Source organism: Streptosporangium nanhuense (assembly GCF_059358815.1).
Genome location: NZ_JCADBG010000007.1, coordinates 318,301 through 340,430 on the forward strand (window position 1 = coordinate 318,301; position 22,130 = coordinate 340,430).

A 22,130-nucleotide genomic window follows, 5' to 3' on the forward strand; every position below is an offset into this window, starting at 1 on the left:
CCGAGGGGGGGACGTGACGACCTCGGGCTCGAAGGCGCTGCGCTCCGCGCGCTCCAACCGGCTGGACAGGGCGGCCGGAGTACGCGTGAGCATCGGCGCCGAGAACACCCGAGCCGAGGTCGCGCCGCAGCCGGGGCACGGCACCGCGGCGGGTGCGGTGCCGATCGGAAGGGTGACCTCGATCGCAGGGCAGCACGGGCACCGATAGACATACACCGCCATAGCGCGCCCTTCGCGTGGATCCGAAATGGGTTTCCCGGTCGCGACCCTCTCCGCCGACGTGAACTCGGGAAACAGGCTCAGAGTCGGATGTATCCGCAATTCAATGTATGAATGCGATGCGGTCCATCTTGCTTCCGCCAACTTGCTCGCACGGCGAGGTAGATCGCCGAGCTCACGGTCACCAGGGGAAAGAGCGAGGGCGCGAGCCCGGAATCGTTCGGCAGGAGCGTTGCCGTGGGGCAAGCTGATGACGTGAGTGTCCATGTGTCTTCGGACGATGTCGCGGCCCCGCGGACGCAGGTCGGCCCCAACCCGCAGCACCTGCTGACGACCCTGCTCGGTGAGTATCTCGACTCCTCGGACGCCGACCTTCCGTCGGGGGCGGTGGTCGCGATGCTCGGGGAGTTCGGCATCAGCGAGTCCAGCGCGCGGGCCGCGCTGTCCCGGCTGACCAAGCGTGGCCTGATCGCCGTGCGCGGATCCGGCCGCCCGCCCGTGTACCACCTCACGCCTCAGGCGATCGCCAGGCATCGCTCCCGGATGGACCATTTCCTGGGCTTCGGCGCACGCCCGCCGCGGTGGACCGGCGACTGGGTGACCGTCTCCTTCTCGATCCCCCAGTCCGGCCAGGCCCCACGGCACGCGGTCCGCAGGGCTCTGGGGTCGCTGGGTTTCGCGCGGCTGTACGACAGCGTGTGGATCCGGCCCGGATCCGACTCCGGTCCGGTGACTCGGGCGCTGCACGACATCCTGGACGACGTCGACGGTAGCCGGTGGTCGGTGATGCGCGCCTGTTTCGACGAGGAGACCGGCCCGCACGGCCCGGCCGCCGCCTACGATCTGGCCGGTCTCGCCGCGGCCTACGAGGCTTTCATCGCGCGGTACTCGGACCTGCTGGTCGCCGTCCGCGACGGGGAGGTCGACGCGCCCCGGGCGCTGGTGGCCCGGACCTCCGTCATGGACTCCTGGCGGAAGTTCCCCGACATCGACCCGAACCTCCCCGAGCACCTCCTGCCGGCACCGTGGCCCCGCCAAGCTGCCAGGGACCTCATGCTGGAGATCCATTCCGCTCTCGGCTCGCTCGCCGAGGCGCGGCTCATCCAGGTCGCGACACCGTACTGGCCGGAGGCCGCGTCCTGGATCACCCATTTCCAGGCGTCGGAGAACTCCGTGTCGGCCCCGGCCGACGAGGACGGTTGAGAGAAACTTTCATTCGCTCGAACGACCGCCCGGCCGCCGGGGCGCGTTTCGTGACGGCCGCGGCGCGTCGGCTTCCCGGCCGGCCGCCGCCCGCCGAGATCTCGCCGGAGCGTCAGGCCGGCCAGGCGTCGTGGCCCGTGCCGGAGCTTTCTGACCTGCGCCGGAGCCGCCCGCGCCGGTGCGTCCTCCCGGCGCCGGGCAGGGGGTCGGTGGTGCCGTCCCGGAGCTTCGAGTGGCCGGCCGGCCGGCCCCCGCCCGGAGCCGGGTGCGTCAAAGGCGTTCGCGGTCCGCGCGCTCACCGCTCAACCGGCCGGGTCACGCTTGCTTGACACTTTTTATCACCGCAGTGATAGTAACTGCACGTTGCTCTCGTCGGCCCGTTCCGCCTGACACGAGCGCGACTTGTAGTCGATGGTCCGCCATGTCGACCTCCAGATTCGGTCGGCGCCGATCGGCCCGGCCGCGCCGGGTTCCGTCGGCGTGCGCCGCGCACGCCACATCGGACATGGAGCGCTGTCTTGACACCCTTGGAGGGCGAAATGAGAAAATGCTCGATCATCAGCGCGGCACTGGCGGCCGTGGTCGCCACGGTCGGTGCCGGAATAGTGGCGCTCACCATGACGCCGAGCGCGGCGGTCGCCGACACGGGTCCCTACCCGGCTGGTTACGAGACCTCCACCGGCCTGCCCAACCACACCATCTACCGGCCCGGAACCCTCCCGTCCGAGAGGCTTCCCGTTTACGTATGGGGCAACGGAGGCTGCTCCGCCAACGGATTGTCGCAGCAGAACTTCCTCCGCGAGATCGCCTCGCACGGGTTCCTGGTCATCGCGAACGGCGGCCCGAACGCCTCCGGCTCGACGACGTCCCAGATGCTCACCCAGTCCATCGACTGGGCGGTCGCGGAGAACAGCCGCCAGGGCGGCAAGTACTACGGCAAGCTCGACACCGGCAAGATCGCCGCAGGGGGCTTCTCCTGCGGGGGGCTGGAGGCCTACGCCGTCTCCAACGACTCACGCATCACCACGACCACCATCTTCAGCAGCGGGTTGCTGAACGACGCCGACGACTACCAGCTCCGCCGGCTGACGAAGCCGATCGCCTACTTCATCGGCGGGCCCAGTGACATCGCCTACCCGAACGCCATCGACGACTGGGGCAAGTTGCCGGCGGGGCTGCCCGCGTTCATGGGCAATCTGAACGTAGGGCACGGCGGCACCTACGGCCAGACCAACGGCGGCGAGTTCGGCCGCGTGGCGGTGCTGTACCTCAAGTGGCGGCTGAAGGGCGACACGACGGCCGGCACCAACTTCGTCGGCGCCAACTGCGGCCTGTGCGGCACCCAGTGGCAGGTCCAGCAGAAGAACCTCACGCTCGACGGTGGTACCCCCACCCCCACCCCGACCCCGACCCCGACCCCGACGCCCACCGCCACCCCGTCCCCCTCCCCGACGCCGAGCGGGCCCCAGGGCTGCTCGGCGACCTACTCGGTGCAGGATCAGTGGGCCGGCGGGTTCGTCGCCGCCGTCAACGTCACCGCGGGCGGGACCGCGATCAACGGCTGGAGGGTCGCCCTCACCCTGCCCGGCGGAGCCACGATCACCTCCTTGTGGAACGGCGTCAACTCCGGTACCAGCGGCGCCGTGACCGTCGCCAACCAGAGCTACAACGGGCGGCTGTCGGCGGGACAGAGCACCAACTTCGGGTTCCAGGCCAACGGAAGCGGCGCCGGAGCCACCGTCACCTGCACCGCCGGCTGATCGACTCGCCTGGGGCGGGGGCCGCCCAGGGTGGGCCGGACAATCACGGACCGCGCGGGGGCGGTCGGTGTCCTGCCGCCCGGTGGGTGTACGGCGCCGGCGGCCGGCGCTCCGGGGGAGGGGCGCCGGCGGCGACCACGGGAGACGAGCCGGTACGGTCCGACGGCCCAGGCCTGCACGCCGGTGGTGGGCGACGGGTTGCATAGGCTGACCTCGTGATCAGGACGCGGGCCACGGGGTACGACGGCCTGTCGTCCCACCCCGTTCCGGAGGACGAGCTGCGGGGATTCCTGCTGGACTGCTTCGGGATCGCCGGGCACGAGTTGTTCGTCGGTCACGCCGACCGGGTCGCCGAGGACCTGCGGGACGTCCCGGAGGACGTGGTGTTCGCCGCGTTCTGCACCTACCGGCAGGTTCGCGGCCACTTCGCGATGAGTTTCTGCGTCGGCGTCGAGGGACGTCTCGTCGAGCGGGTGGGCCGCCGGGAGTTCGCCGAAAGGTTCGCCGCGAACTTCGGTGTGCACGTGTTGTACGGCGACACCGAACCGCCGGGACTGTGGACGGTGATCCTGGCGGACGGTGGCCGTCTCCGCGCCGCGATGGAAGAGGAAGACGACCTGTTCACGCTCCACGCGGCCACGGCACCGGTGCCGTGGCTGCCCGAGGTCCGCGTGGACGAAGGACTCTGGCAGCTCCGATGAGACTTGGCCCGGACCTGCCGAAGAGGAGGAACCGGCGTCGGCACCAAGGGCTGGACGAGTGGTGTGAGTGCCTGGCTCCGGCTCCGGAGTCACGTCCGGTGCGGTGGCGCACAGAGGTCGCGTACGACGACACCGCCCTGTGTGATCACACGCCGCCGGCCCCGGCCCCTCCGCCGGAATCTCCGGCTGAGCCGAAACGGGATCCGGCCGAACGGTCGCCACGTCGACCTGCCCTGACACCGCCTTACGCGGTCGCGGGCCCCGTGTCCCGCTCGCCTCGAACCACCTGTCAGGCGGCGCGTACGCCTGTACGGGGAGCCCTTCGGACAGGCTGACAACACGATCTTGTTGTGGACGGCGTGCTGGCACTGCCCGGGTTCGTGGGGGTCGAGGCGGGGCGACGAGTATCCCTTCCACGGCACGGTCCCGGCGTTCTTGAGCCGCCACACCCTGGTCGTGGTCTCGCCGGGACCGACGCGCGTGCGGTCGGGGAGCGCGATGTCCCCGACGGACACCGCCGAGTCACCCTCGTGCGCGAGCGCGGCCGCGGCCAGGTGGGTCAGCCGGAACCGCCCCCCGGCCCCCGGCACGGGGAGGACCGGCTGGGTTCGGTCCTCACCGCGGTGGGCCTGGTCAACCACCCCACCGAATGGTGGCACTGGTCGTACGGGGGATCGTTACCGGGCCCACGCCACCGGTGCTCCGGCCGCCTGTTACGGCCTCCTCCACGCCCCCGCCCTGGCCGGCTGACCCATCCGGCCCGCGGATCCCGCGGGGTCATGGTGGTGGCCGCGATCAGCCGATCGGTTGATCGCGGCCACCACCCGGTGGGGCCGATCTCCCCGCCGACCGGCGGCCAGGTCCCGTCCACCGGTCAATGTCGGAACGAGCGCCGCCGTAGAAGGCTGGACACAGCAGGTCGCCGAGGTCCAAGCCCGAGAGGAAACGCTCATGCCAGCAGTGATCGAGGTACGCAACCTCCACAAGCGATACGAGGACAAGGTCGCCGTCGACGACGTCTCGCTCACCGTCCAGGAGGGTGAGATCTTCGGCATCCTCGGCCCGAACGGCGCGGGCAAGACGACGACCGTGGAGTGCGTCGAGGGCCTCCGCGTGCCGGACCGGGGCGAGATCAAGGTGCTCGGGCTCGATCCCCGCAGGGACCACGCCGAGCTGACCCGGCGGCTCGGCGTCCAGCTGCAGGCCGGCCACCTCCCCGAGCGGCTGCAGGTCGCCGAGGCCCTGGAGCTCTACAGCTCCTTCTACCCCCGGCCCGCCGACTGGCGCGCGCTGCTGGACGGCCTCGGCCTGGCGGACAAGGCGAAGACCAGGTACGGCAAGCTGTCCGGCGGCCAGAAACAACGGCTCTCCATCGCGCTGGCACTCGTCGGCAGCCCCCGGGTGGCGATCCTCGACGAGCTCACCACCGGTCTCGACCCGCAGGCCCGGCGCGACACCTGGGACCTGATCGAGGGCGTACGCGCCCGCGGGGTGACGATCGTGCTGGTCACCCACTTCATGGAGGAGGCCGAGCGGCTGTGCGACCGGCTCGCGCTGATCGACGCCGGCCGCGTCGTCATGGTGGACACCCCGGCCGGTCTGACCGAGCGGGCGCGCATCGAGCAGCGGATCCAGTTCCGCCCGTCCAGGCCGATGGACGACGAGCTGCTGACGAGCCTGCCCGACGTCTCCGGCGTCACCCGGCGGGGTGAGCTGGTCGTCGTCACCGGCAACGGGAACGCGCTCAACGCCGTCACCACCGTCCTGGCCCGCGGCCAGATCGTGGCCGAACAGCTGCGCGTCGAGCAGGCGAGCCTGGAGGACGCGTTCGTCCAGCTGACCGGCAAGCGCCTCGAACCCGGCTCCCGGTAACGAATCCCCGGCCCCCGGCAACGAATCCCCGGCCCCCGGCAACACATCACAGCGAGAGGACCTCATACCCATGTCATCCCTGCGTGCCACCGCACCCCCCGTCACCGCCGAGCGAGGTTCCGCGACGTGGCGGCTCGTCAAGGCCGAGAGCACGTTGTGCGTCCGGGACAAGGTCGCCCCCCTGTGGGGCATCGGCTTCCCGCTGGTCCTGTTGATCATCCTCGGCAGCGTCTCCGACCTGCGGGAGCCCGTGGAGGGCAGCGGCGGCCTGACGTACTTCGACCTCTACGTCCCTGTTCTGATCCTGTTCAATTTGGCCATCCTGGCCACGGCCTCCCTTCCGACCACGCTCGCGGGATACCGGGAGAACGGCGTGCTGCGGCGCATGCGGACCACGCCGGTCGGCCCGGCCCGCGTGCTCGCCGCCCAGCTCGTGGCCAACTTCGCCATCGCGGTCGTCGCGATGGTCCTGTTCCTCGCGGTGGCCGGGTTCGGCTTCGGCGTCGACCTGCCGCGGCACCTTCCCGGTTTCGCCCTCGCCTGGCTGCTCGCGGCGGCCGCGCTGCTCGCGATCGGCCTGCTGATCACCGCGCTCGCGCCCGGCCGTGGCCCGGCCACGGCGATCGGCACGGTGATGTTCTTCCCGATGATGTTCTTCGCCGGGCTCTGGGTGCCGATCTCGCAGATGCCGCCGCTGCTGCGGGACATCGCCCCCTACACCCCGCTCGGCGCGGGCATGGGGGCGTTCCAGGACGCGTACCTGGGTCACTTCCCGTCCGCCGCGCCGCTGCTGACCCTGGCGGCCTACGCGGCGGTGTGCGCGTTCGTCGCGGTCCGCTGGTTCCGCTGGGAGTAGACGCCGGGAACGGAGACCGGGGACGAACGCCGGAAATGGACGCCGGGAATAGAATCTCGCGAGGAGAGGGAATCTTGAGCAGGAAGACTTCGAGACAGCCGCCGTTCCTTCTGGTCAACGTGGTGCCGTACGCCCTGCTGGTGCTCCTCGTCGCGATCCTGGTGGTCGCGGAGGACTGGGCGGGCGGTTCCCTGCTCGTCGACCTCGGCCTGTGCGGGCTGGCGGCCGCGTGGATGCTCGGCATGTTCACCCTGCGTCCCGGCTGGTGGGACCGGCCACGGATCATGGGCGTGTTCGTCGCGGGGCTGCTCGTGATCACCGCGGTCCTGGTGGCCCGTCACCCCGCTTTCGGGCTCTTCACCCCCGCCGCCTACATCTACTCCTTCACGGTCCTGCGCTGGCCGTGGCGGCTGCTGGGCATAACCGCCGCGGCGGTCCTGGCCGGTACGGCGCAGGCGTCCGACGTCCCCAAGACCGACGCGCTCGGCCTGATGCTGTACGTGACCATCGTCGCCTTCAACGTCGCGATGATGTGCGGCTGCGCCTGGGTCCTGCGGTTCGCCGAGAAGGAGGAGGAACGGCGCGAGCGGACCCTCGAAGAGCTGAGCCGGACGAACAGGTTGCTGGAGGCGACACTCGCAGAGAACGCCGGCCTGCACGCCCAGCTGCTCGTCCAGGCCAGGGAGGCGGGGGTCCTCGACGAGCGCCGGCGGATGGCTCGCGAGATCCACGACACCCTGGCGCAGGGGCTCACCGGGATCATCACGCAGCTCCAGGCCGCCGAGCAGATGCACGAGGTCCCGGCGCGGTGGCAGCGCCCCTTCGAAGCGGTGAAGACGCTGGCGAGGGAGAGCCTGGCGGAGGCCCGGCGCTCGGTCGACGCGCTCCGGCCCGAGCCGCTGGAGACCGCGCGCCTGAGCGACGCGCTCGCCGACGTCGTCAACCGCTGGTCGACGCTGCACGGGCTCGCCGTCCAGGTCACGACGACCGGTACGGTACGGCAGATGGCGCCGGAGACCGAGTTCGCGCTGCTGCGCACGGCACAGGAGGCGCTCGCCAACGTGGCCAAGCACGCGGGCGCGACCAGGGTCGGGGTGACGCTGTCCTATCTGGAGAACGAGGTGGCGCTGGACGTGCGTGACGACGGCCGGGGCTTCGACCCCGTGGATCTCGAAGCCGGCACGGCCGGAAACGGCGCGCCGCGACCGGAGTCCCGCGACGGCGGGTTCGGCCTGACCATCATGCGACAGCGCGTCGAGGCGCTGTCCGGAAGCCTGCGGATCGAGTCCGAGCCCGGAGCCGGCACCGGGGTCTCGGCCTGCGTCCCCACCCCGCCGGCCGGGAGCCACACATGACCGACCGCACGGCCGAGTCCCCGATCCGGCTGCTGATCGCGGACGACCACCCCATCGTCAGGGACGGGCTGAGCAGCATGTTCGCCTCCGCGCCCGGATTCGAGGTGCTGGGCGAGGCCCCGGACGGCGCCGCGGCCGTGCGGCTCGCCAGGGAGCTCAAGCCCGATGTGATCCTGATGGACCTGCGCATGCCGGTCATGGACGGGCTGACCGCGATCACCGAGCTGGCCAGGCTCGGTGTCACCGCGCGCGTGCTGGTCCTGACCACCTACGACAACGACGCCCACGTGCTGCCGGCGATCGAGGCGGGCGCGACCGGCTACCTGCTCAAGGACTCGCCCCGGGAGGACCTGCTGCGAGGCGCGCGGGCCGCCGCCAGGGGCGAGAGCGTCCTGTCACCGTCGGTGGCGGCAAGGCTGATGAACCGGGTCAGGACACCCGCCCCGCAACTGCTCAGCCAGCGGGAACTGGAGGTCCTCGCGCTCGTGGCGGCCGGGAACACCAACCGCGAGACGGCGGCCCGGCTGTTCATCACCGAGGCCACGGTCAAGAGCCACCTCCTGAACATCTACGCCAAGCTCGGCGTGGGAGACCGCGCCGCCGCCGTCGCCGAGGCGTTCAACCGGCGGCTGCTCACCCCCGAAGCGCGGGAACCGTCCTGATAGGGCTTCCCCGATCCACCTGAGGCCGCACGCGACAGACGCGGGCCCGTGCCGTGACGACCGCTCGCCTCGCCACTCGCCGGCCGCGGCCCGGGCGATCGGTGCCGAGACCCTCCGTCGCCAGCCCCCGCACGGGTGATCCTCGCCGAGGTGACGGCGCCCCTGACCGCGGCGTCTCCGTACGCGGCGAACCGCGCCGAAAGACATCAAGGCTTCCGGCAACCCAGGAGCGGTTCAAAAGGAGCCGGACTTGAGCGCCTGGAGCCCGCGCTCGCAGACCGCCCACTGGATGTTGTCGCCTCCGGCGTTGGCGAGAACGACGCTTGCGACGATGTCGGCGTGACACGGGGGAGTTCCGTGCTGGCTGCAACCGCCCCGGGCACCCGTACTCCTCGGATTCTTGTACCACGCGGGAGGTTGGGGAGGGAGTATCCGGACGACGCGCGACTTCACCGCCAGGAGATCATCGAGCGCGACGGTCACGACCTCTGAGGTGCCAGGTTGCGCGAGCGCGGCCGGGGTGAGAGATGGGCGCCTCGCATAGTTCGCGGTGAGGAGCTGTTCGGGGATCCGCGCCCATCCCTGAAGGGTGCTCAGGGCATTGGCGAGTCGTGCCAGTCGTTCCCGGGAAGCCCCGCGGTTGTGCATCCATTCGAAGTTGACCGAAAGAACCGACTTGCTCACCCCTGTGTAAATGCTCCAGACCGCCGCCTCGTCGGTGCCGAGACTGAACCACGCCGTGACCGAGGGATACTCGGCCTCGCCGAAGTAGTATCCGCGGAACAACGGATGGCGTTCCGCGTGCCGGTAGACCGCCAGCAGGGTGCCGGCCACGTCTTCGGGGCAGTACTGCTCAAGTGCGTGGAGAAGGCTGCCCTCGTCCCACTTGCTCTGGCCACGTGACAGCGCTGCCCGATGCTCGTTGTTCATCGGAGGGACGGCGCCGAGGGTGCCCGCGTCGATCGGCGCGGCGTCGTAGTCCGCGGCCGGAAGCGGGTCGCCGAGGGCCAGATGGATGGCGATCGCGATCGACTCAAGCCAGGAGATGGTCTCCTCCGCCTCGCTCGCGCTGATGGCCACCTTCTGTCCGGGCCGGTCCGGGTCGTGATCGGCCGTGTGCGCGATGTTGTTCCGGCGCCAGGCGATCTCACGCAGCTTGCTCCGCACGCCGTCGGAGGTGATCGGCGCCACCGAGTCCTGACTGGTGAGGATCTCCGCCACCTTCACCCACAGGTTGACCGTACTGACATGGCTGAACCCCTCCTTGATCTTGTCCGGGTTCTGGAAGGTCATGTACGCGAATGCCTGCTCCAGGTGGGCGCGAAAGGCCTCGCCCAGGGGCTCGTCGTGATGGTGAACCCTCTCGAACAACTCGACGGGGATGGAGAGCTTGCTGAACCTGGGAGGACGAGCCACCCGCGGCTGCAACGCGAGAGCGACCGCCCGGTCGACGATCTCCCGCGTGACCCAGTGGTCCAATGCCGCCACGGACTGGGTCCAGGCGGCTCGGTAGAGATCGCTGACGTCGAAGGCACCCACTCTGAGCCGTTCCAGGTTTCGGCCCCCGTGCACGAGTTGCCGGGCATATCCGAGGTTCTGCTGAAACTGCTCGAACGCCGGCGGAACGTCATCGGGTTCGGGGGCGGGCGCCACGTCACCGGTCACACCCGGTGCGAGTCCCGCCTCGGTGAGCACCTTGCGGAAGTCGTCCGCCGTGACGCGACGCGCCGGGTTCGCCCGTCCTGCCTGGTCGAAGGTGAGTCCCTCCTGCTCCAGGACGGCGCGCGGCTCGTCGGTGCGCATGGGGTCGAGCCAGCGAAACTGCGGCGAGACCCGGCCCCCGGCCTGGAGGACTCGATGGGCGTTGTACCCCTCGGGAGCCTCGGCCATGAACCCGCCGACCGACTGTGCCGACATGCCGACCAGATCGGCCAGCTCACCGTAGGTCGTCCAGTGCCCGGGCTTCAGGTGCTCCAAGGCCTTCAGGACCAGGTTCCAACGCGGGTCGGCATACTTGCGCCCCTGTGCGGGCACTCGCCGGGCCCGGTACTGACGCCCCAGCTCCCGATAGAGCTCGACGCCCGGAAAGCTCTCCAGCGCCTGGATCCCGGCGGGTGTGATCGCCCATCCGTTCCTTTTGCTCATCCAGCCGAGCGACGCGGCCTCCCCCGTTCGAAATCCCAGCTGCGCCCACCAGCGTGTCTGACCGTGCGCGTTGAGATCCTGGTGCTCCGGGGCGATGGAGACCCGTTCGGCCACCGCCTTCCGTACCTCGTCGGGCTGTAGCGGGCGGCCGGCCTCCTGGAGGATCTCCAGGGTCGTACGAAGAATCGGTGCGATGTGCTCGGCGAAGGACACGGGGGCTCCTTGATCTTCACTTGCCGGCCGTGGCTGGGAGGGGCTGGGGCCGCCACTGCTGAGCGGGTTCGTGGCAGCGTGGACGAACCGGCAATGGTGCGGTGTTCTCCGCAAGATTGATCCGGACAATCGGAATTTATAACCTTTAGAGGGTCTGGCTAATAAAAGACTGGAACGAGCATAGTTTCCGTGAACAGCTATGGAGCTCCGGCAGATGAGAATTCTTCAGGAGATCTCCACCGCTTCCGGAAATCCATGTCGGCCACTTATCGTGTCACGGCCGATGTCCGTCCAGAACCGGTTCGCCGCGTTGCCGCACGACCGGCGGCCGGGTGCCGCTGACGCGGTCCTCACGCCAGGACGCCAATCCGCTTCCGACCGGCCTCGGTCGGCGCGAGGGCCTTTCGCGATTTCTCCTATCGCGGTCGCATCAGGTCGAGATCCTCGCCCCACGCGTCCAGCACCGCGTCGTGCCCGGCGCGGCGGGCCGCCGTCTCGACGTGGGCGAAAAGGCGCCGTTGCAGGGGCACGTCGCCCGTTCCCGAGATGCGTCCCACGGTGTCCAGCAGCATGCCGGTGTCCCAGCCGGGCAGCGGGTGCCGGGCGAGTTCCCATTCCAGATACTTGTTGTAGGGGCGGGGACGACGGTCGAGGGCGAAGAGCAACTCAAGGAGGAACCGGACGCTGTCGGCGGCGTCGAGGGGGGCGGCGAGCGAATGCCCGTCACGGTCGTTCTTGACGGAGCGGTAGAGGGAGTTGGCGTAGGCGTCGAGCCATTCGGCGGAGTCCCGGAACGCCTCATCGGCGTCGAGGCGCGCCTTGGCCGCCAGGATCCGGGAGATGCCCCCGTCGAGCCTGTCGAGCACGACGTCGGCGCGCGCGAGGGCGTAGCGCTCGAAGCCGGGCATTCCGGCCGCGCGGAACCCGGCGAGGGAGACGACCACGAGATCGAGCTCAGGGGTGCGGTGGCCGCCGAACCGGGTGAGGTCCGTTGTCGCGTCGTCGGCCAGGACCACGTACAGGTCGTGGTCGGAGTGCTCGGTGGGCATGCCGTCGTGGGCGTGGGAGCCCTTGAGGACGAGACCGACGACGGCGGGGTCGGCGGCGGCGAGTTCGACGAACGCGTGGTAGGTGAGGGGCTGCTGGGCCGGCGTCATGGGATCCACGGTGGCATGCCTGCCGGGAGTCGTCACCGGCGTCCGGGGTGGCGCGTGGCCGCCACCCGGAAGGCGGGCGCACGCGCGGAGGACGCCGTCCCGGTGCGGGAACCGTTCGAAAAACCGGGTCAGAACGTGAACGGTGTGGGTAGTCGACCGTGACGGTGGTGATTCTCGATCTTGCCAGGGGGTGGATGTGGGTCGTTCCTACGTCGTGACGGGAGGCGGCCAGGGCATCGGCCGCGCGATCGTCGAGCGGCTTCTCGGAGACGCGGACATCGTCGTCGTCATCGAACTCGACCCCGCGGCGCTCGCGTGGACCCGCGACCACCCGGCCGGTTCCCGGGTGGTCGCCCTGGTCGGCGACGCCGCCGACGAGGCCGTCACGGAACAGGCCGCCGATCTGGCGCAGGCCACGGGCGTGCTCACCGGCTGGGTGAACAACGCCGCGGTGTTCCGCGACGCCTCGGTGCACGAGGTGACCGCGCGCGAGATCCTGGACCTCATCGCGCTGAACCTCGACCCCGCCGTCGTCGGGTGTGCCACGGCGATCCGCCGCTTCCTGGCGGCGGGCCGGGGCGGTGCGATCGTCAACGTCTCCTCGCACCAGGCCCAGCGGGCCGTTCGCGGATCCCTGCCGTACGTGACGGCCAAGGCCGCCACCGAGGGGCTGACCCGGGCGCTGGCCGTCGACTACGGGCCGCAGGGCATTCGCGTCAACACCGTCGCGCTGGGTTCGATCGCCACGGAACGCTACGAGGCCTTCCTCGACCGGCAGGAACCCGCGGCGGCCGCGCGCGTCCAGGACGAGATGCGCCTGCTCCATCCGCTGGGCAGGGTGGGACGCCCGGAGGAGGTGGCGGCCGCCGTCGCGTACCTGCTGTCGGACGAGGCGAGCTTCGTCAACGGGGTGGTCATGCCCGTCGACGGCGGACGGTCGGTGCTCGCGCGCGATCCCGAGGAGGCCTGAAGACCGTCCGCCGGGCCGTGCCGGCGCTTACGAGTGGCCGCGCAGGCGTGCGCGCAGCAGGTTGGGGTCGGTGGCCGTGGTGTAGGCGGCGCTGAGCACGTACACGTCATCGCCGCGCACCGCGACGGAGGTGGGGTTCTGGAGTCCGTCAGCGGCGTCCAGAACGGTGGCGCCGGTGCCGTCGGGCCGGACACGTACCACCGTGTTGGGACCGTTGAGGGCGGCGAGGACCTCGTCGCCGCGGCCGGTGAAGGCGAAGTCGTCGATGCCGACCATGCCTGAGGCCTTGACCCGCGGCGTTCCCGCGCGGTTTCCGGGACGGATCGGGATGCGCAGGAGGGTGCCCCGGTCGAGGTTGGTCACCCACAGCGCGCCACCGCGTACCTTCGCGCCGTTGGCTCCGAGGAAGCCGGTCGAGGCGAGTTCGGGAGCCGTGGACCACGCGGTGGGCTTGCCGCCGGTGAGGGGTACGGTCCACACGGTGCCGAGCACCGAGTCGGTGACGTAGAGCCGCTCGCTCTTCCCGTCCAGCGCCAGGCCGTTGGGCAGGCCGTCCGCGGGCAGCGCGGCGACGCGCCGCGGGGCCTTCCCGGGACGCAGCCGCCACAACCCCGTCAGGTCGGCCGTGCCGGTCGCGTACAGCACGTACACGGTGCCGTCCGGGGCGTTGACGATGCCGGTGGCCAGGGGGAAGCCGAGGACGGGCGTGTTGACCCCGCCGTCGGCGGGTGCGGGCAGCGTCGCCAGGACGCGCGTCCTGCCCAGGGGGGTGACCTGGGCAACCTGGCGGCCGGCGGCGAAGGTGACGTTCGCCGTGCCGTCGGGCAGCAGGGCGATGTTCTCCGGCATCTGGCCCGCTGACAGGTCGAAGTGGGTGGCGATCCGCACGTCCGCCAGCGGGCTCCCGGTGGAGCCCGCGTCGGTCCTCGCCGATGGTCTTTCGGCGGAGGTCGCGTCGACCGGCGTGGTCGTCATCGTCAGTGGTCCTCCCGCGGACATCGCGTTGGTCGGTGTGGCGGTCGTCAGGGCGGCCGCGGCCACCAGAACGGCCGACACGGTGGTCTTGATGATTCGTGCGGACATGATTCCTTCACTGTTTTCCGGCATGCGGCAGCCGCGGCGCGGCGCCGTGGTCAAGGGAGCGTCCGACCGGCGGGGCGGGCATGGGAGCGGTTTTCGGCAGGGGTGACCCGGCGGCGGGGACCATGGCGGATGCGTACGCGCCCGGTGTCTTCGGCCGGCGGAGGGTTTCGGGTCAGGTGGTACGAGGGATTCGCCGCGGGGTGCGGGGTGCGGGGTTCGGGCCGCGGGTCAGGTGGTTCGGGACCGGGGGCGGGTGGTCCGGGGCTCGGCGTCGTGGTCCGGCCGGGCCGCCTCCCACTGCGCGGTGACGTGGGAGAGCAGGGTCAGGGCCGTCGCGGAGGGGGAGCCGGGCTCGGCCGTGGCCACCACCAGGGACGGACCGTTCCCCTGCGGGCTCTGCAGTGTCTGCTGGGTGACCGTCAGCGCCCCGACCAGGGGGTGGCGCATCTCGTAGTCGGCGACGTCGCAGGCCACGACCCGGTGGTCGGCCCACATCGAGGCGAACTCCGGACTGCGCATGGTCAGCTCACCGATCAGCCCGGCCAGCAGCGGGTCGTCCGGGTGCCGCCCGGCCGCCAGACGCAGGTTGCCCACCACGGCCCTGGCCTTGGCGGGCCAGTCGGCGTACAGGTCGCGGGTGTGCGCGTCGAGGAACACCAGCCTGGCCATGTTCGGCCGCCGGCCCGGGAGGTTCGGGCCGTCCGGGTCGAGATGGCCGGCGAACAGCCCGTGACCCTGGCGGTTCCAGGCCAGGACGTCGCTGCCACGGCCGATCACGATGGCGGGTGTGCTTCCCAGGGCCGCGAGGAGAGCGCCGGTCGCCGGGGTGACGCGTTCGGTACGTGACGGGCCCGCAGGTCTGTCCCGTCTCGGTGCGCGGGCCAGGGCGTGCAGATGGGCACGCTCGGACTCGTCCAGCCGCAGGGCGTTCGCTATGGCGTCGAGCACCTCACGCGAGGCGTTGTGCGACTGGCCCTGCTCCAGGCGGGAATAGTAGGGCGCGCTGATGCCCGCGAGCATCGCGAGCTCCTCCCGCCGCAGTCCGGGCACCCGGCGTCGCTCGCCGTAGGTCCGCAGCCCGACGTCCTCGGGCTGGAGCCGGCCCCGGCGGGTCCGCAGGAAGTCGGCGAGGCGCCCTTGCTTGTTCATGAGTCGAGTATGCGCGGCGCGGATGATCCGTGCCTCACCCCGCCGGGGTGAGGGTCCGCGGGGTCCGGCTCGCCCGGCCCTGGTCCCCGGTCCCCGGTCCCCGGGATGGGCGTGCCCCTCCACGGTCGACGGTCGCGCGGGCCGCCCCGGTCTCGTCGAGATGCCAGGTCAGAGGGCTTTGTGTGCCGTAATGCACGTTCGGGCTTATGTGTGCGTTTGTACGCAGAACGGGACTTCTCTTCTGCCTAATGTCAGTGCTGTCCGGAGCGCGCAGCACCAGAAAGGCGCACCGGACGCAGGTCACACAGGTTGTTCCCGAACACCCTCGCTCAAAGGAAGAATCCCATGCGTAAGCTTCGCAGCGTCCTTGCCGGTGCGGCTCTGGCCGGCGCTCTGGCGGCCGGTGTCGTCGCCGCCCCCGCCCAGGCGGCCACCGCGACCACCACGGCCACCGCGGGCACGGCCTCGGTCGCCCAGGCGCAGTACGAGAAGCACTGGTTCTCCGGCTACTCCAGCTTCGGCCGCGGCGAGTCGCGCGGCGAGCGCTCCTACTACAAGGGCTACTGGTACTACTCCAACGGCCGCTACTACTTCGACATCAACACCTGGGACCGTGACCGCGACCGGGAGAAGACCTTCATCGACTTCTACTACCACGACGACCGCGGCTGGCACAACCGCCGCTTCAACACCGGCGGCCACCACGAGTGGAAGTTCAGCTACAGCGCCAAGGGCGGCTTCGACGGCTTCCGCGTCCGTGTCGGCGAAGGCCGCTCCGGACACTTCGACTGGGGCAACTACCACCGCGACTCCTTCTGATCTTCCCGTGAGGTCATGAACCGCACCACACTCGACGCCGGTCCGGCGGAGGCGACCGCCCCCGCCGGACCGGCGTCGTTCCTCACAGGCCGGACCTGCGAGCGGCCGGCGCGAGTCGCGGGGACCGGCCGAACCCGGGACGCACGGGCCACCCCGTCAGGTCGCGGTGCCGGGCTCCGGGGCGTGGTGGTCGCGGAAGGTGTTCCGGTAGGTGTCGGGGGGCACGCCGAGGGCGCGGTGGAAGTGCCGGCGCAAGGTGGCCGCGGTGCCCATGCCGGTGCGGGCGGCGATGTGCTCGACGCTGTCGTCGGTGGTCTCCAGGAGTTCCTGGGCGCGGTGGACGCGTTGGGTGTGCAGCCAGCGCAGCGGGGTGAGGCCGGTGGTGGCGGTGAAGCGCCGGGTCAGGTTGCGGGTGCCCATGTTCACCTGGCGGGCCAGGTCGGACACGGTCAGCGGCTGGTGCAGCCGCCCGCCCGCCCAGTGCAGCAGGGCGGCGAGCGCGTGGCCGGTGTCGGCGGACGCCGGGAGGGCGACGAACTGGGCCTGGCCGCCGGCGCGGCGATGGGCGACTGGCCGGACGCGGACGACATCACGATCGCGATCGCGCTCGACAGCTGGCGGCCGACGTACGGGACCCGGGAGACCGTGCGGCGCAACGCCGGCCGGCACCTGGTCTTCACCGGGAACAGGCTCGTCCCGCCCGTGGGCCCGTCGCGGGCGGACACCTGGCGGTTCCCGCCCCCGCTGGGCGTCCAGGAGGTCGTCGAGCTCTCCACGGCCGACCAGGTGACCATCTCCCGCCACCTGCGGGTGCCGGAGATCCGCGTCCACACCAACCGGGCGCCCCTGCGCGACCTGGGCGACCCCGCCACGCCCCCGCCCACGCCGGTGGACGCCGGCGGGCGCTCGGCGCAGACCTTCCTCGTCGACGTGGTCGCGCGCCGGTCCGGCACGCGGCGCCGCGCGACGGCGTCCGGCCGCGACATCTACGCGGTCACCGCGCCCATCGTCGTGGAGGCGCTCGTACGGATCCTCGACGGCCGGGTCCGCGGGACCGGGGTGGCCGCCGCCGGAGAGCTCTTCGACGTCGCGGACTTCCTGCGGGCGCTCGACCCCGCCCACCTGACCTTCACCGCACCTGACCTGCGTCTTTGGCCTGCGTCTTTGACCGGCGTCTTTGAAAAGCGCGGACGGCCCGGGCACGCCCGCCGGGATCGCCGGCGTCGTGCTCCCCGGTCCGGCCGGCCTCGGATGGGACCGGCGGGCCGTGCGCGGGGATCGGCGGCAGGGGGTTCCCGTGCCGCGAGCGGAGGTTCCGGGTGCGGAGGTCGCGGGGGGTGGACGTGCCGGGAGGGGAGGTTCCGGGCCCTGCCGGAGTCCCCGGGCACCAGGAGGCGTGCCGCCTGGTCGTGGTCCCGGGGACTCCGGCTCCTGTCACCCGTTCGGGGTCACGAGGAGTGGGAGATGAGGCACTTCTTGAGCGTCTCCCTGGAGTTCTGCCGCCGCGGTGCCATCTTCTGCAGAGCCGCGTCGCGCACCTGCACGTACTTGGCTCCGGCGGCGTTGTAGGCGTCCACTATCCTCTTCGCGGCGGGGTCCAGCGCCGGTGCCTTGACACCGAGCTGCTGCAGAGCCGCCTTCTGGGAGAGCTGGTCGACGTTCCCGGTGGTGCCGGCCTTCAGCAGGGCGTTGTGGGCGGCCTTGACCTCCGGCAGGGAGTCGACGTTGAGGAGGGCGTCCTCGGCGTTCATCAGCGCGAGCTGCTCCTGCGCGCAGGGGGCCGGGGCGGTCGCGGCGGCGCTGGCGGTGCTCGCGCCGACGGTGGTCAGTGCGGTGAGAAGGCCGAGGGCGGCAAGCGCCGTCGCGGTGGTGCGGGTGTGCATGGGGTGCTCCCGTGGGTACTGAGGGTTGATTTGCATGGGACCTCATGCACCGTAATCACTGTGGGTAATCACCCCGATGCTTAAAGTCGGCGTCAAGGGTCGCGGACCACCGGCCGTGGCAGGGGGGAGGCGTCGGCGGACCACGGCGAGAACGCCACCCGTAGGTCGGAAGAGTCCGGGGAGTCCGGAAAGGGCACGGGCGCGAACCCCGTCCGGAGGTTCGCGCCCGCGGTCCGCTCAGGTCAGGACACCGTCCACTTCTGGTTCGCGGCGCCGGTGCACGTCCACAGCTGGAGGCGGGCGCCGTCGGCGCTGGTGTTGCCCGTGACGTCCACGCACTTGTTCGCGGCGGGGTTCACCAGGTCCCTGGTGGCGGGATTGTAGGTCCACTGCTGGTTGGGGCCGCCGAAGCACGTCCACAGCTGGAGCTGGCTGCCGTTGGCCGTGCCGTTGCCGACGACGTCCAGGCACTTGCCGAGCACGCGGAGCGTGCCGTCGCCGGGACGGGTCCACTGCTGGGCGGTGGTGCCGTTGCAGGAGTAGAGCTGCACGGCGGTGCCGTCGGCGCTGCTCGCGCCCGCGACGTCCATGCACTTGCCGGCCAGGCCGGTGATGGCGCCGCCACCGGGGGTGCCGGGGTTGCCGCTCGGCGTGCCGGACCAGGTGAAGGTGGCGGTGGTGCGGGCCGGCAGGGAGTACGTGAACGACTGGCCGCCCCAGTTGACCCGGACGGACTGGGCCGAGGTGCCGCGGTTGTGCGCGATCAGGGCCTTGGAGCCGTCGGAGTTGCGCCAGGCGACGTTCTGGATCGTGGCGTTGGCGGTGGAGTCGATCCGGAAGGCCCCGGGCCTGACGAACTTCGTGAGGTGGCCGGTCGTGTAGTACTCGATGGTGTTGTCGACCTGGCCCGCGCGGGAGCCGCCCTCCTGGACGGTGACCAGGCCGGTGCAGACGTCACAGCCGCCGTTGTGCGGGCCCATGTTCTGGTTGAGCGCGAGGCTCCACTTGACGAGGCTGCCGCTCCAGTTGCGGGCGTAGTTGACGATGTCGGCGAGGTCCTCGTTGTGCTGGTTGCCGATCCAGGTGCCGCCCGAGTGCTCGGTGCTGAACTGGCGTACGGCCGGATACTGGTTGTGCACCTGGGTGCCGATCGCCGGGTCGCCGCCGTAGCCGTGCCAGGCGATGCCGCCGAACAGGGGGTCGTTGCGCACGCCCGCGTCGTTCAGCACGCCGGCGCCCATGCCCGCATAGTCGCCGTAGTTCCAGTCGTGGACGAGGACCTTGGTCGTGATACCCGCGGCGCGGAAGGCCGGGTAGACGTGGTTCTTGGTGAACTCGGCCAGTCCGGAGGAGTTCCAGCTCATCCCGGGATAGTTCATCGCGGTCGGGTTGCCCGCCTGGCAGCAGTTGGGCTCGTTCTGCACGGAGATGTAGTCGACCGGGACGCCGGCGTTCTGGTAGCTCTGGACGTACTTCACCAGGTACTGGGCGTACGTGGGGTAGTGTTCCCACTTGAGCCAGCCCATCTGGTCCATCCGGCCGTTGTCCTTCATCCAGCCCGGGGCGCTCCACGGCACGCCCTTGACGCGCAGGGCCGGGTTGAGCGACTTGGCCTGCTGGGTGAGCAGGCGCACGTTGGTGTCGTACCCGTTGGCGCCGAAGTCGTTGAGGTCGCAGCAGGTGTCGTCGAGCGAGACGTTGCCGGGGCGCGAGAGGTCGGAGGCGCCGATCGGGTTGCGCACGAACGACAGGCCGATGCCGTCGGTGGGGTGGAAGAGCCTGCGCATCACGGCGTCGCGGGTGGCCGCGCTGATCGGGCCGCCGCGCAGCAGGTAGGCGGTGGTGTCGGTGATCGAGGCACCGCCGCCCTCGAACTGCTGGTAGGTGGTGCCCTCGTTGACGGTGATGGTGTGGTTGGCACTGCCTCCGGCGGGGCCGAAGGCGATGGGGGACTGCTGCTGGAGACCCCGCGTGACGGTACGGCCGCCCGCGTCGGACGTGGTGGTGAGCCAGATGTTCACGGGCTCGTTGGCGGCCAGGGCGGGAGCGGCGGCGACGGGTCCCGTCGCCCACAGGGCGGCGGCGCAGGCCAGGGCGAGGGTGAGGGCCCGGCGAGGTGGTCGGAACACGGCAGGGGGTCCTTTCGGGGGGTGCGATTGGGCCCGCGACGTCCCGGGCCGTTCACCTCAGGACACGCGCGTCATCCCGGGGACCGTCGCTGTAACCGATGTAACAGATAAGAAACTTTTCTGTTGCAGGACAGGACAACACAGGTGGAAAACGGTTGTCAAGGCCCGAAAAAGCCAGGATCCGCGCCTGCCTCACGACACCCGAGGCAGGCGCTGTCGATGAAACAAATGAAACAAATACCCTCAGCGGGGAACGGGGCCGGTGGAGCCGCGGACGATCACATCGGTTCCCAGGGAGACGTGCAGGGCCTCCAGCGTGTGCCGGCTGAGCAGCCGCATCAGCAGCGTGACCGCCATCCGGCCCATCTCCTGCAGGGGCTGGCGCACCGTGGTCAGCGTCGGCAGGGTCGCCCGGCCGAGGTCGAGGTCGTCGAAACCCGCGACCGACAGGTCGCCGGGAACGTTCAGGCCGCGCTCGGCCGCCGCCCACAGCGCGCCGACCGCCATCTTGTCGTTGAACGCGACCAGCGCCGTCGGCCGCTCGGGCAGGTCCAGCAGCTCGCGAGCCGCGCGGTAGCCGTTCTCCGAGTTGGGCTCACGCACGCTGCGCAGCAGCTCGGCCGACGGCAGGACGCCGACGTCGGCCAGCGACGCGGTGTATCCCGCCAGCCTGGCCTCGCTGGGCAGCCACTTCACCGGGCCGCCGACGATGCCGACCCGGCGGTGGCCGAGCCCGACCACGTGCGCCATCAGCTTGCGCGCGCCCGCGAAGTGCGCGGCCGACACCGCCACGATGTCCTTGGGAGGCGGCGTCCTGGGGTCGATCACCACGAAGGGGAACCGCCGGTCGCGAAGCCGTACGAGATCCTCACCGGGCTCCGGGGGCAGGATCAGGATCGCCCCCGCGATGTCGGGGCGGTCGGGCAGGCCGGCGATCGCCGAGGTGTGCTGGGCGGACTCCCCGGTGCTCAGGATCATCTGGCCGCCGTGCAGCTCGATGGTCTCGCCGACCGAGGAGACGATGAGCCCGAAGTAGTCGGTCAGCAGGTAGGGGCAGCGCACGTAGATGGTGCCGCCGGCCGTCGTCTCCTGCCCGGCGCGCGGCCGGGGCGCCTGGTCTCCGAGGCGGCCGATGGCCCGCAGCACCAGCTCCCGGGTGCGCGGGGCGACGTTGGCCTGTCCGTTCAGGACCCGCGAGACGGTGGCGATCGACAGGCCGGTCTCCGCCGCGACGTCGCGCACGGTCGCGCGCGTCCCGGGCCGAGCCATGTGCGCCCCCTGGTAGCCGTGTCCCTGCCGTCAGCATAACCAGCACCCACAGGAGGCGGCGGCCAGGCGTCTCCTCCTCCCGGACTCCCCCCGGACTCCCCTCGGATCGACGGCCACGGACTCCCGGATCGACGGTCACGGATCCCCGGACCGATGGTTGCGAATCCCCGGACCGACGACCGAGGAAAGAGGAGAAAACGGTCGAGTCCATCGGTACGACAACGTCGTCACCCGACTCTCGACAAGCCATCCGACTTGCTGGGATCCAGTTTGCCGTTAGCAGGTAAGGCCGGTGCGAGCATCGTCGAAGAGTCAGAACCGATCATGACATCTGGGGGAAAAATGCTTCAAAAACTGGTCCTGGCCGCGGTCATCGCGGCGGGATCACCGGCTATAACGACCACGGCCTGGGCGGACGGGGCGCCATCCGTCGCGGCGGCCAAGCCGGTCGCCGCCGCCGCGCAGGCGGCCGGTACGTGCAGCCCCGGATCGCCGTGCGCGGCGGTCAACTGCGGGCCGGGCCGCGTCTGCGTCCCCTCGCCCAAGCAGTGCTTCACCACACCGTGCCCGCAGTACGACTGCGTGCCCGCACCGGGTTACCCGGGCGGCTACCCCGGCGGTTACCCGGGTGGATACCCCGGCGGTTACCCGGGGCAGTGGGATCCGCCCTACCCGGGCTGGCGTC

17 protein-coding genes and 1 pseudogene are annotated in these 22,130 nt (G+C 70.9%); 11 read left to right on the forward strand and 7 right to left on the reverse strand.

The genetic code is table 11. From position 1 onward, the window contains the following. The first annotated feature begins 13 nt into the window (after window positions 1–13). From AC5L38_RS16815 to AC5L38_RS16850, 8 genes are all read left to right on the forward strand, one after another. A complete protein-coding gene (locus AC5L38_RS16815; protein ID WP_495243728.1) occupies window positions 14–208 on the forward strand; it encodes a hypothetical protein in 195 nt (64 codons plus the stop codon). A gap of 278 nt (window positions 209–486) precedes the next feature. Beyond that, window positions 487–1,422, forward strand: a complete 936-nt coding sequence (locus tag AC5L38_RS16820) for a PaaX family transcriptional regulator (protein WP_495243729.1) — start codon at window positions 487–489, stop codon at window positions 1,420–1,422. A 539-nt stretch (window positions 1,423–1,961) separates the two neighbouring features. Beyond that, complete coding sequence (locus tag AC5L38_RS16825; protein ID WP_495243730.1) at window positions 1,962–3,182, forward strand: cellulose binding domain-containing protein; 1,221 nt, start codon at window positions 1,962–1,964, stop codon at window positions 3,180–3,182. Window positions 3,183–3,397: 215 nt separating this feature from the next. Then, entirely contained in the window at window positions 3,398–3,883 is a 486-nt protein-coding gene (locus AC5L38_RS16830) for a hypothetical protein (RefSeq protein WP_495243731.1), read from the forward strand. A gap of 951 nt (window positions 3,884–4,834) precedes the next feature. Further along, entirely contained in the window at window positions 4,835–5,755 is a 921-nt protein-coding gene (locus AC5L38_RS16835; protein ID WP_495243732.1) for an ABC transporter ATP-binding protein, read from the forward strand. Window positions 5,756–5,825: 70 nt separating this feature from the next. After that, window positions 5,826–6,611, forward strand: coding sequence for an ABC transporter permease (locus tag AC5L38_RS16840; protein ID WP_495243733.1), 786 nt, complete (start codon window positions 5,826–5,828; stop codon window positions 6,609–6,611). 74 nt (window positions 6,612–6,685) lie between these two features. Continuing rightward, window positions 6,686–7,966 (forward strand): sensor histidine kinase, encoded by a 1,281-nt coding sequence (locus tag AC5L38_RS16845; RefSeq protein WP_495243734.1) that lies wholly within the window; start codon window positions 6,686–6,688, stop codon window positions 7,964–7,966. Continuing rightward, window positions 7,963–8,628, forward strand: a complete 666-nt coding sequence (locus AC5L38_RS16850; RefSeq protein ID WP_495243735.1) for a response regulator — start codon at window positions 7,963–7,965, stop codon at window positions 8,626–8,628. Before AC5L38_RS16845 ends, AC5L38_RS16850 begins: the two co-directional genes overlap by 4 nt. Window positions 8,629–8,862: 234 nt before the next feature. On the opposite strand, the gene AC5L38_RS16855 is transcribed toward AC5L38_RS16850, so the two are convergent. Then, window positions 8,863–10,986, reverse strand: coding sequence for an MGMT family protein (locus tag AC5L38_RS16855; protein WP_495243736.1), 2,124 nt, complete (start codon window positions 10,984–10,986; stop codon window positions 8,863–8,865). Window positions 10,987–11,402: 416 nt separating this feature from the next. Continuing rightward, on the reverse strand, window positions 11,403–12,143 hold the full coding sequence (locus AC5L38_RS16860) for a hypothetical protein (protein ID WP_495243737.1): 741 nt from the start codon (window positions 12,141–12,143) through the stop codon (window positions 11,403–11,405). Window positions 12,144–12,333: 190 nt separating this feature from the next. Here AC5L38_RS16860 and AC5L38_RS16865 point away from each other — a divergent pair, with 190 nt between their 5' ends. Then, window positions 12,334–13,113 carry an SDR family NAD(P)-dependent oxidoreductase gene (locus tag AC5L38_RS16865; RefSeq protein ID WP_495243738.1) on the forward strand — a complete coding sequence of 260 codons (780 nt, stop codon included), beginning with the start codon at window positions 12,334–12,336 and terminating at the stop codon, window positions 13,111–13,113. Window positions 13,114–13,140: 27 nt separating this feature from the next. On the opposite strand, the gene AC5L38_RS16870 is transcribed toward AC5L38_RS16865, so the two are convergent. Next, window positions 13,141–14,196 (reverse strand): SMP-30/gluconolactonase/LRE family protein, encoded by a 1,056-nt coding sequence (locus AC5L38_RS16870; protein ID WP_495243739.1) that lies wholly within the window; start codon window positions 14,194–14,196, stop codon window positions 13,141–13,143. Window positions 14,197–14,424: 228 nt separating this feature from the next. Further along, window positions 14,425–15,345, reverse strand: coding sequence for a helix-turn-helix domain-containing protein (locus tag AC5L38_RS16875; RefSeq protein WP_495243740.1), 921 nt, complete (start codon window positions 15,343–15,345; stop codon window positions 14,425–14,427). 345 nt (window positions 15,346–15,690) lie between these two features. Here AC5L38_RS16875 and AC5L38_RS16880 point away from each other — a divergent pair, with 345 nt between their 5' ends. Continuing rightward, on the forward strand, window positions 15,691–16,164 hold the full coding sequence (locus AC5L38_RS16880) for a hypothetical protein (RefSeq protein ID WP_495243741.1): 474 nt from the start codon (window positions 15,691–15,693) through the stop codon (window positions 16,162–16,164). Window positions 16,165–16,307: 143 nt separating this feature from the next. Here AC5L38_RS16880 and AC5L38_RS16885 read toward each other — a convergent pair. After that, window positions 16,308–16,752, reverse strand: a pseudogene (locus AC5L38_RS16885) (helix-turn-helix domain-containing protein); the annotation flags it as partial. Window positions 16,753–16,809: 57 nt separating this feature from the next. On the opposite strand from AC5L38_RS16885, the gene AC5L38_RS16890 reads away from it, so the two are divergent. Further along, window positions 16,810–17,733, forward strand: coding sequence for a hypothetical protein (locus AC5L38_RS16890; protein WP_495243742.1), 924 nt, complete (start codon window positions 16,810–16,812; stop codon window positions 17,731–17,733). Window positions 17,734–18,289: 556 nt separating this feature from the next. Here the strand turns inward: AC5L38_RS16890 and AC5L38_RS16895 are convergent. Both AC5L38_RS16895 and AC5L38_RS16900 read right to left on the reverse strand, forming a co-directional pair. Next, entirely contained in the window at window positions 18,290–20,176 is a 1,887-nt protein-coding gene (locus AC5L38_RS16895) for a ricin-type beta-trefoil lectin domain protein (RefSeq protein WP_495243743.1), read from the reverse strand. A 243-nt stretch (window positions 20,177–20,419) separates the two neighbouring features. Next, window positions 20,420–21,445: a LacI family DNA-binding transcriptional regulator gene (locus AC5L38_RS16900; protein WP_495243744.1), complete on the reverse strand. Its 1,026-nt coding sequence runs from the start codon at window positions 21,443–21,445 to the stop codon at window positions 20,420–20,422. Between the last annotated feature and the right edge of the window lie 685 nt (window positions 21,446–22,130).

Bases quoted from the DNA above. Each gene is read 5' to 3' on its own strand.
- AC5L38_RS16835 (WP_495243732.1), top strand. From the start codon at position 4,835: ATGCCAGCAGTGATCGAGGTACGCAACCTCCACAAGCGATACGAGGAC.
- AC5L38_RS16825 (WP_495243730.1), top strand. From the start codon at position 1,962: ATGAGAAAATGCTCGATCATCAGCGCGGCACTGGCGGCCGTGGTCGCC.
- AC5L38_RS16850 (WP_495243735.1), top strand. From the start codon at position 7,963: ATGACCGACCGCACGGCCGAGTCCCCGATCCGGCTGCTGATCGCGGAC.
- AC5L38_RS16840 (WP_495243733.1), top strand. From the start codon at position 5,826: ATGTCATCCCTGCGTGCCACCGCACCCCCCGTCACCGCCGAGCGAGGT.
- AC5L38_RS16875 (WP_495243740.1), bottom strand. From the start codon at position 15,345: ATGAACAAGCAAGGGCGCCTCGCCGACTTCCTGCGGACCCGCCGGGGC.
- AC5L38_RS16860 (WP_495243737.1), bottom strand. From the start codon at position 12,143: ATGACGCCGGCCCAGCAGCCCCTCACCTACCACGCGTTCGTCGAACTC.
- AC5L38_RS16900 (WP_495243744.1), bottom strand. From the start codon at position 21,445: ATGGCTCGGCCCGGGACGCGCGCGACCGTGCGCGACGTCGCGGCGGAG.
- AC5L38_RS16880 (WP_495243741.1), top strand. From the start codon at position 15,691: ATGCGTAAGCTTCGCAGCGTCCTTGCCGGTGCGGCTCTGGCCGGCGCT.
- AC5L38_RS16870 (WP_495243739.1), bottom strand. From the start codon at position 14,196: ATGTCCGCACGAATCATCAAGACCACCGTGTCGGCCGTTCTGGTGGCC.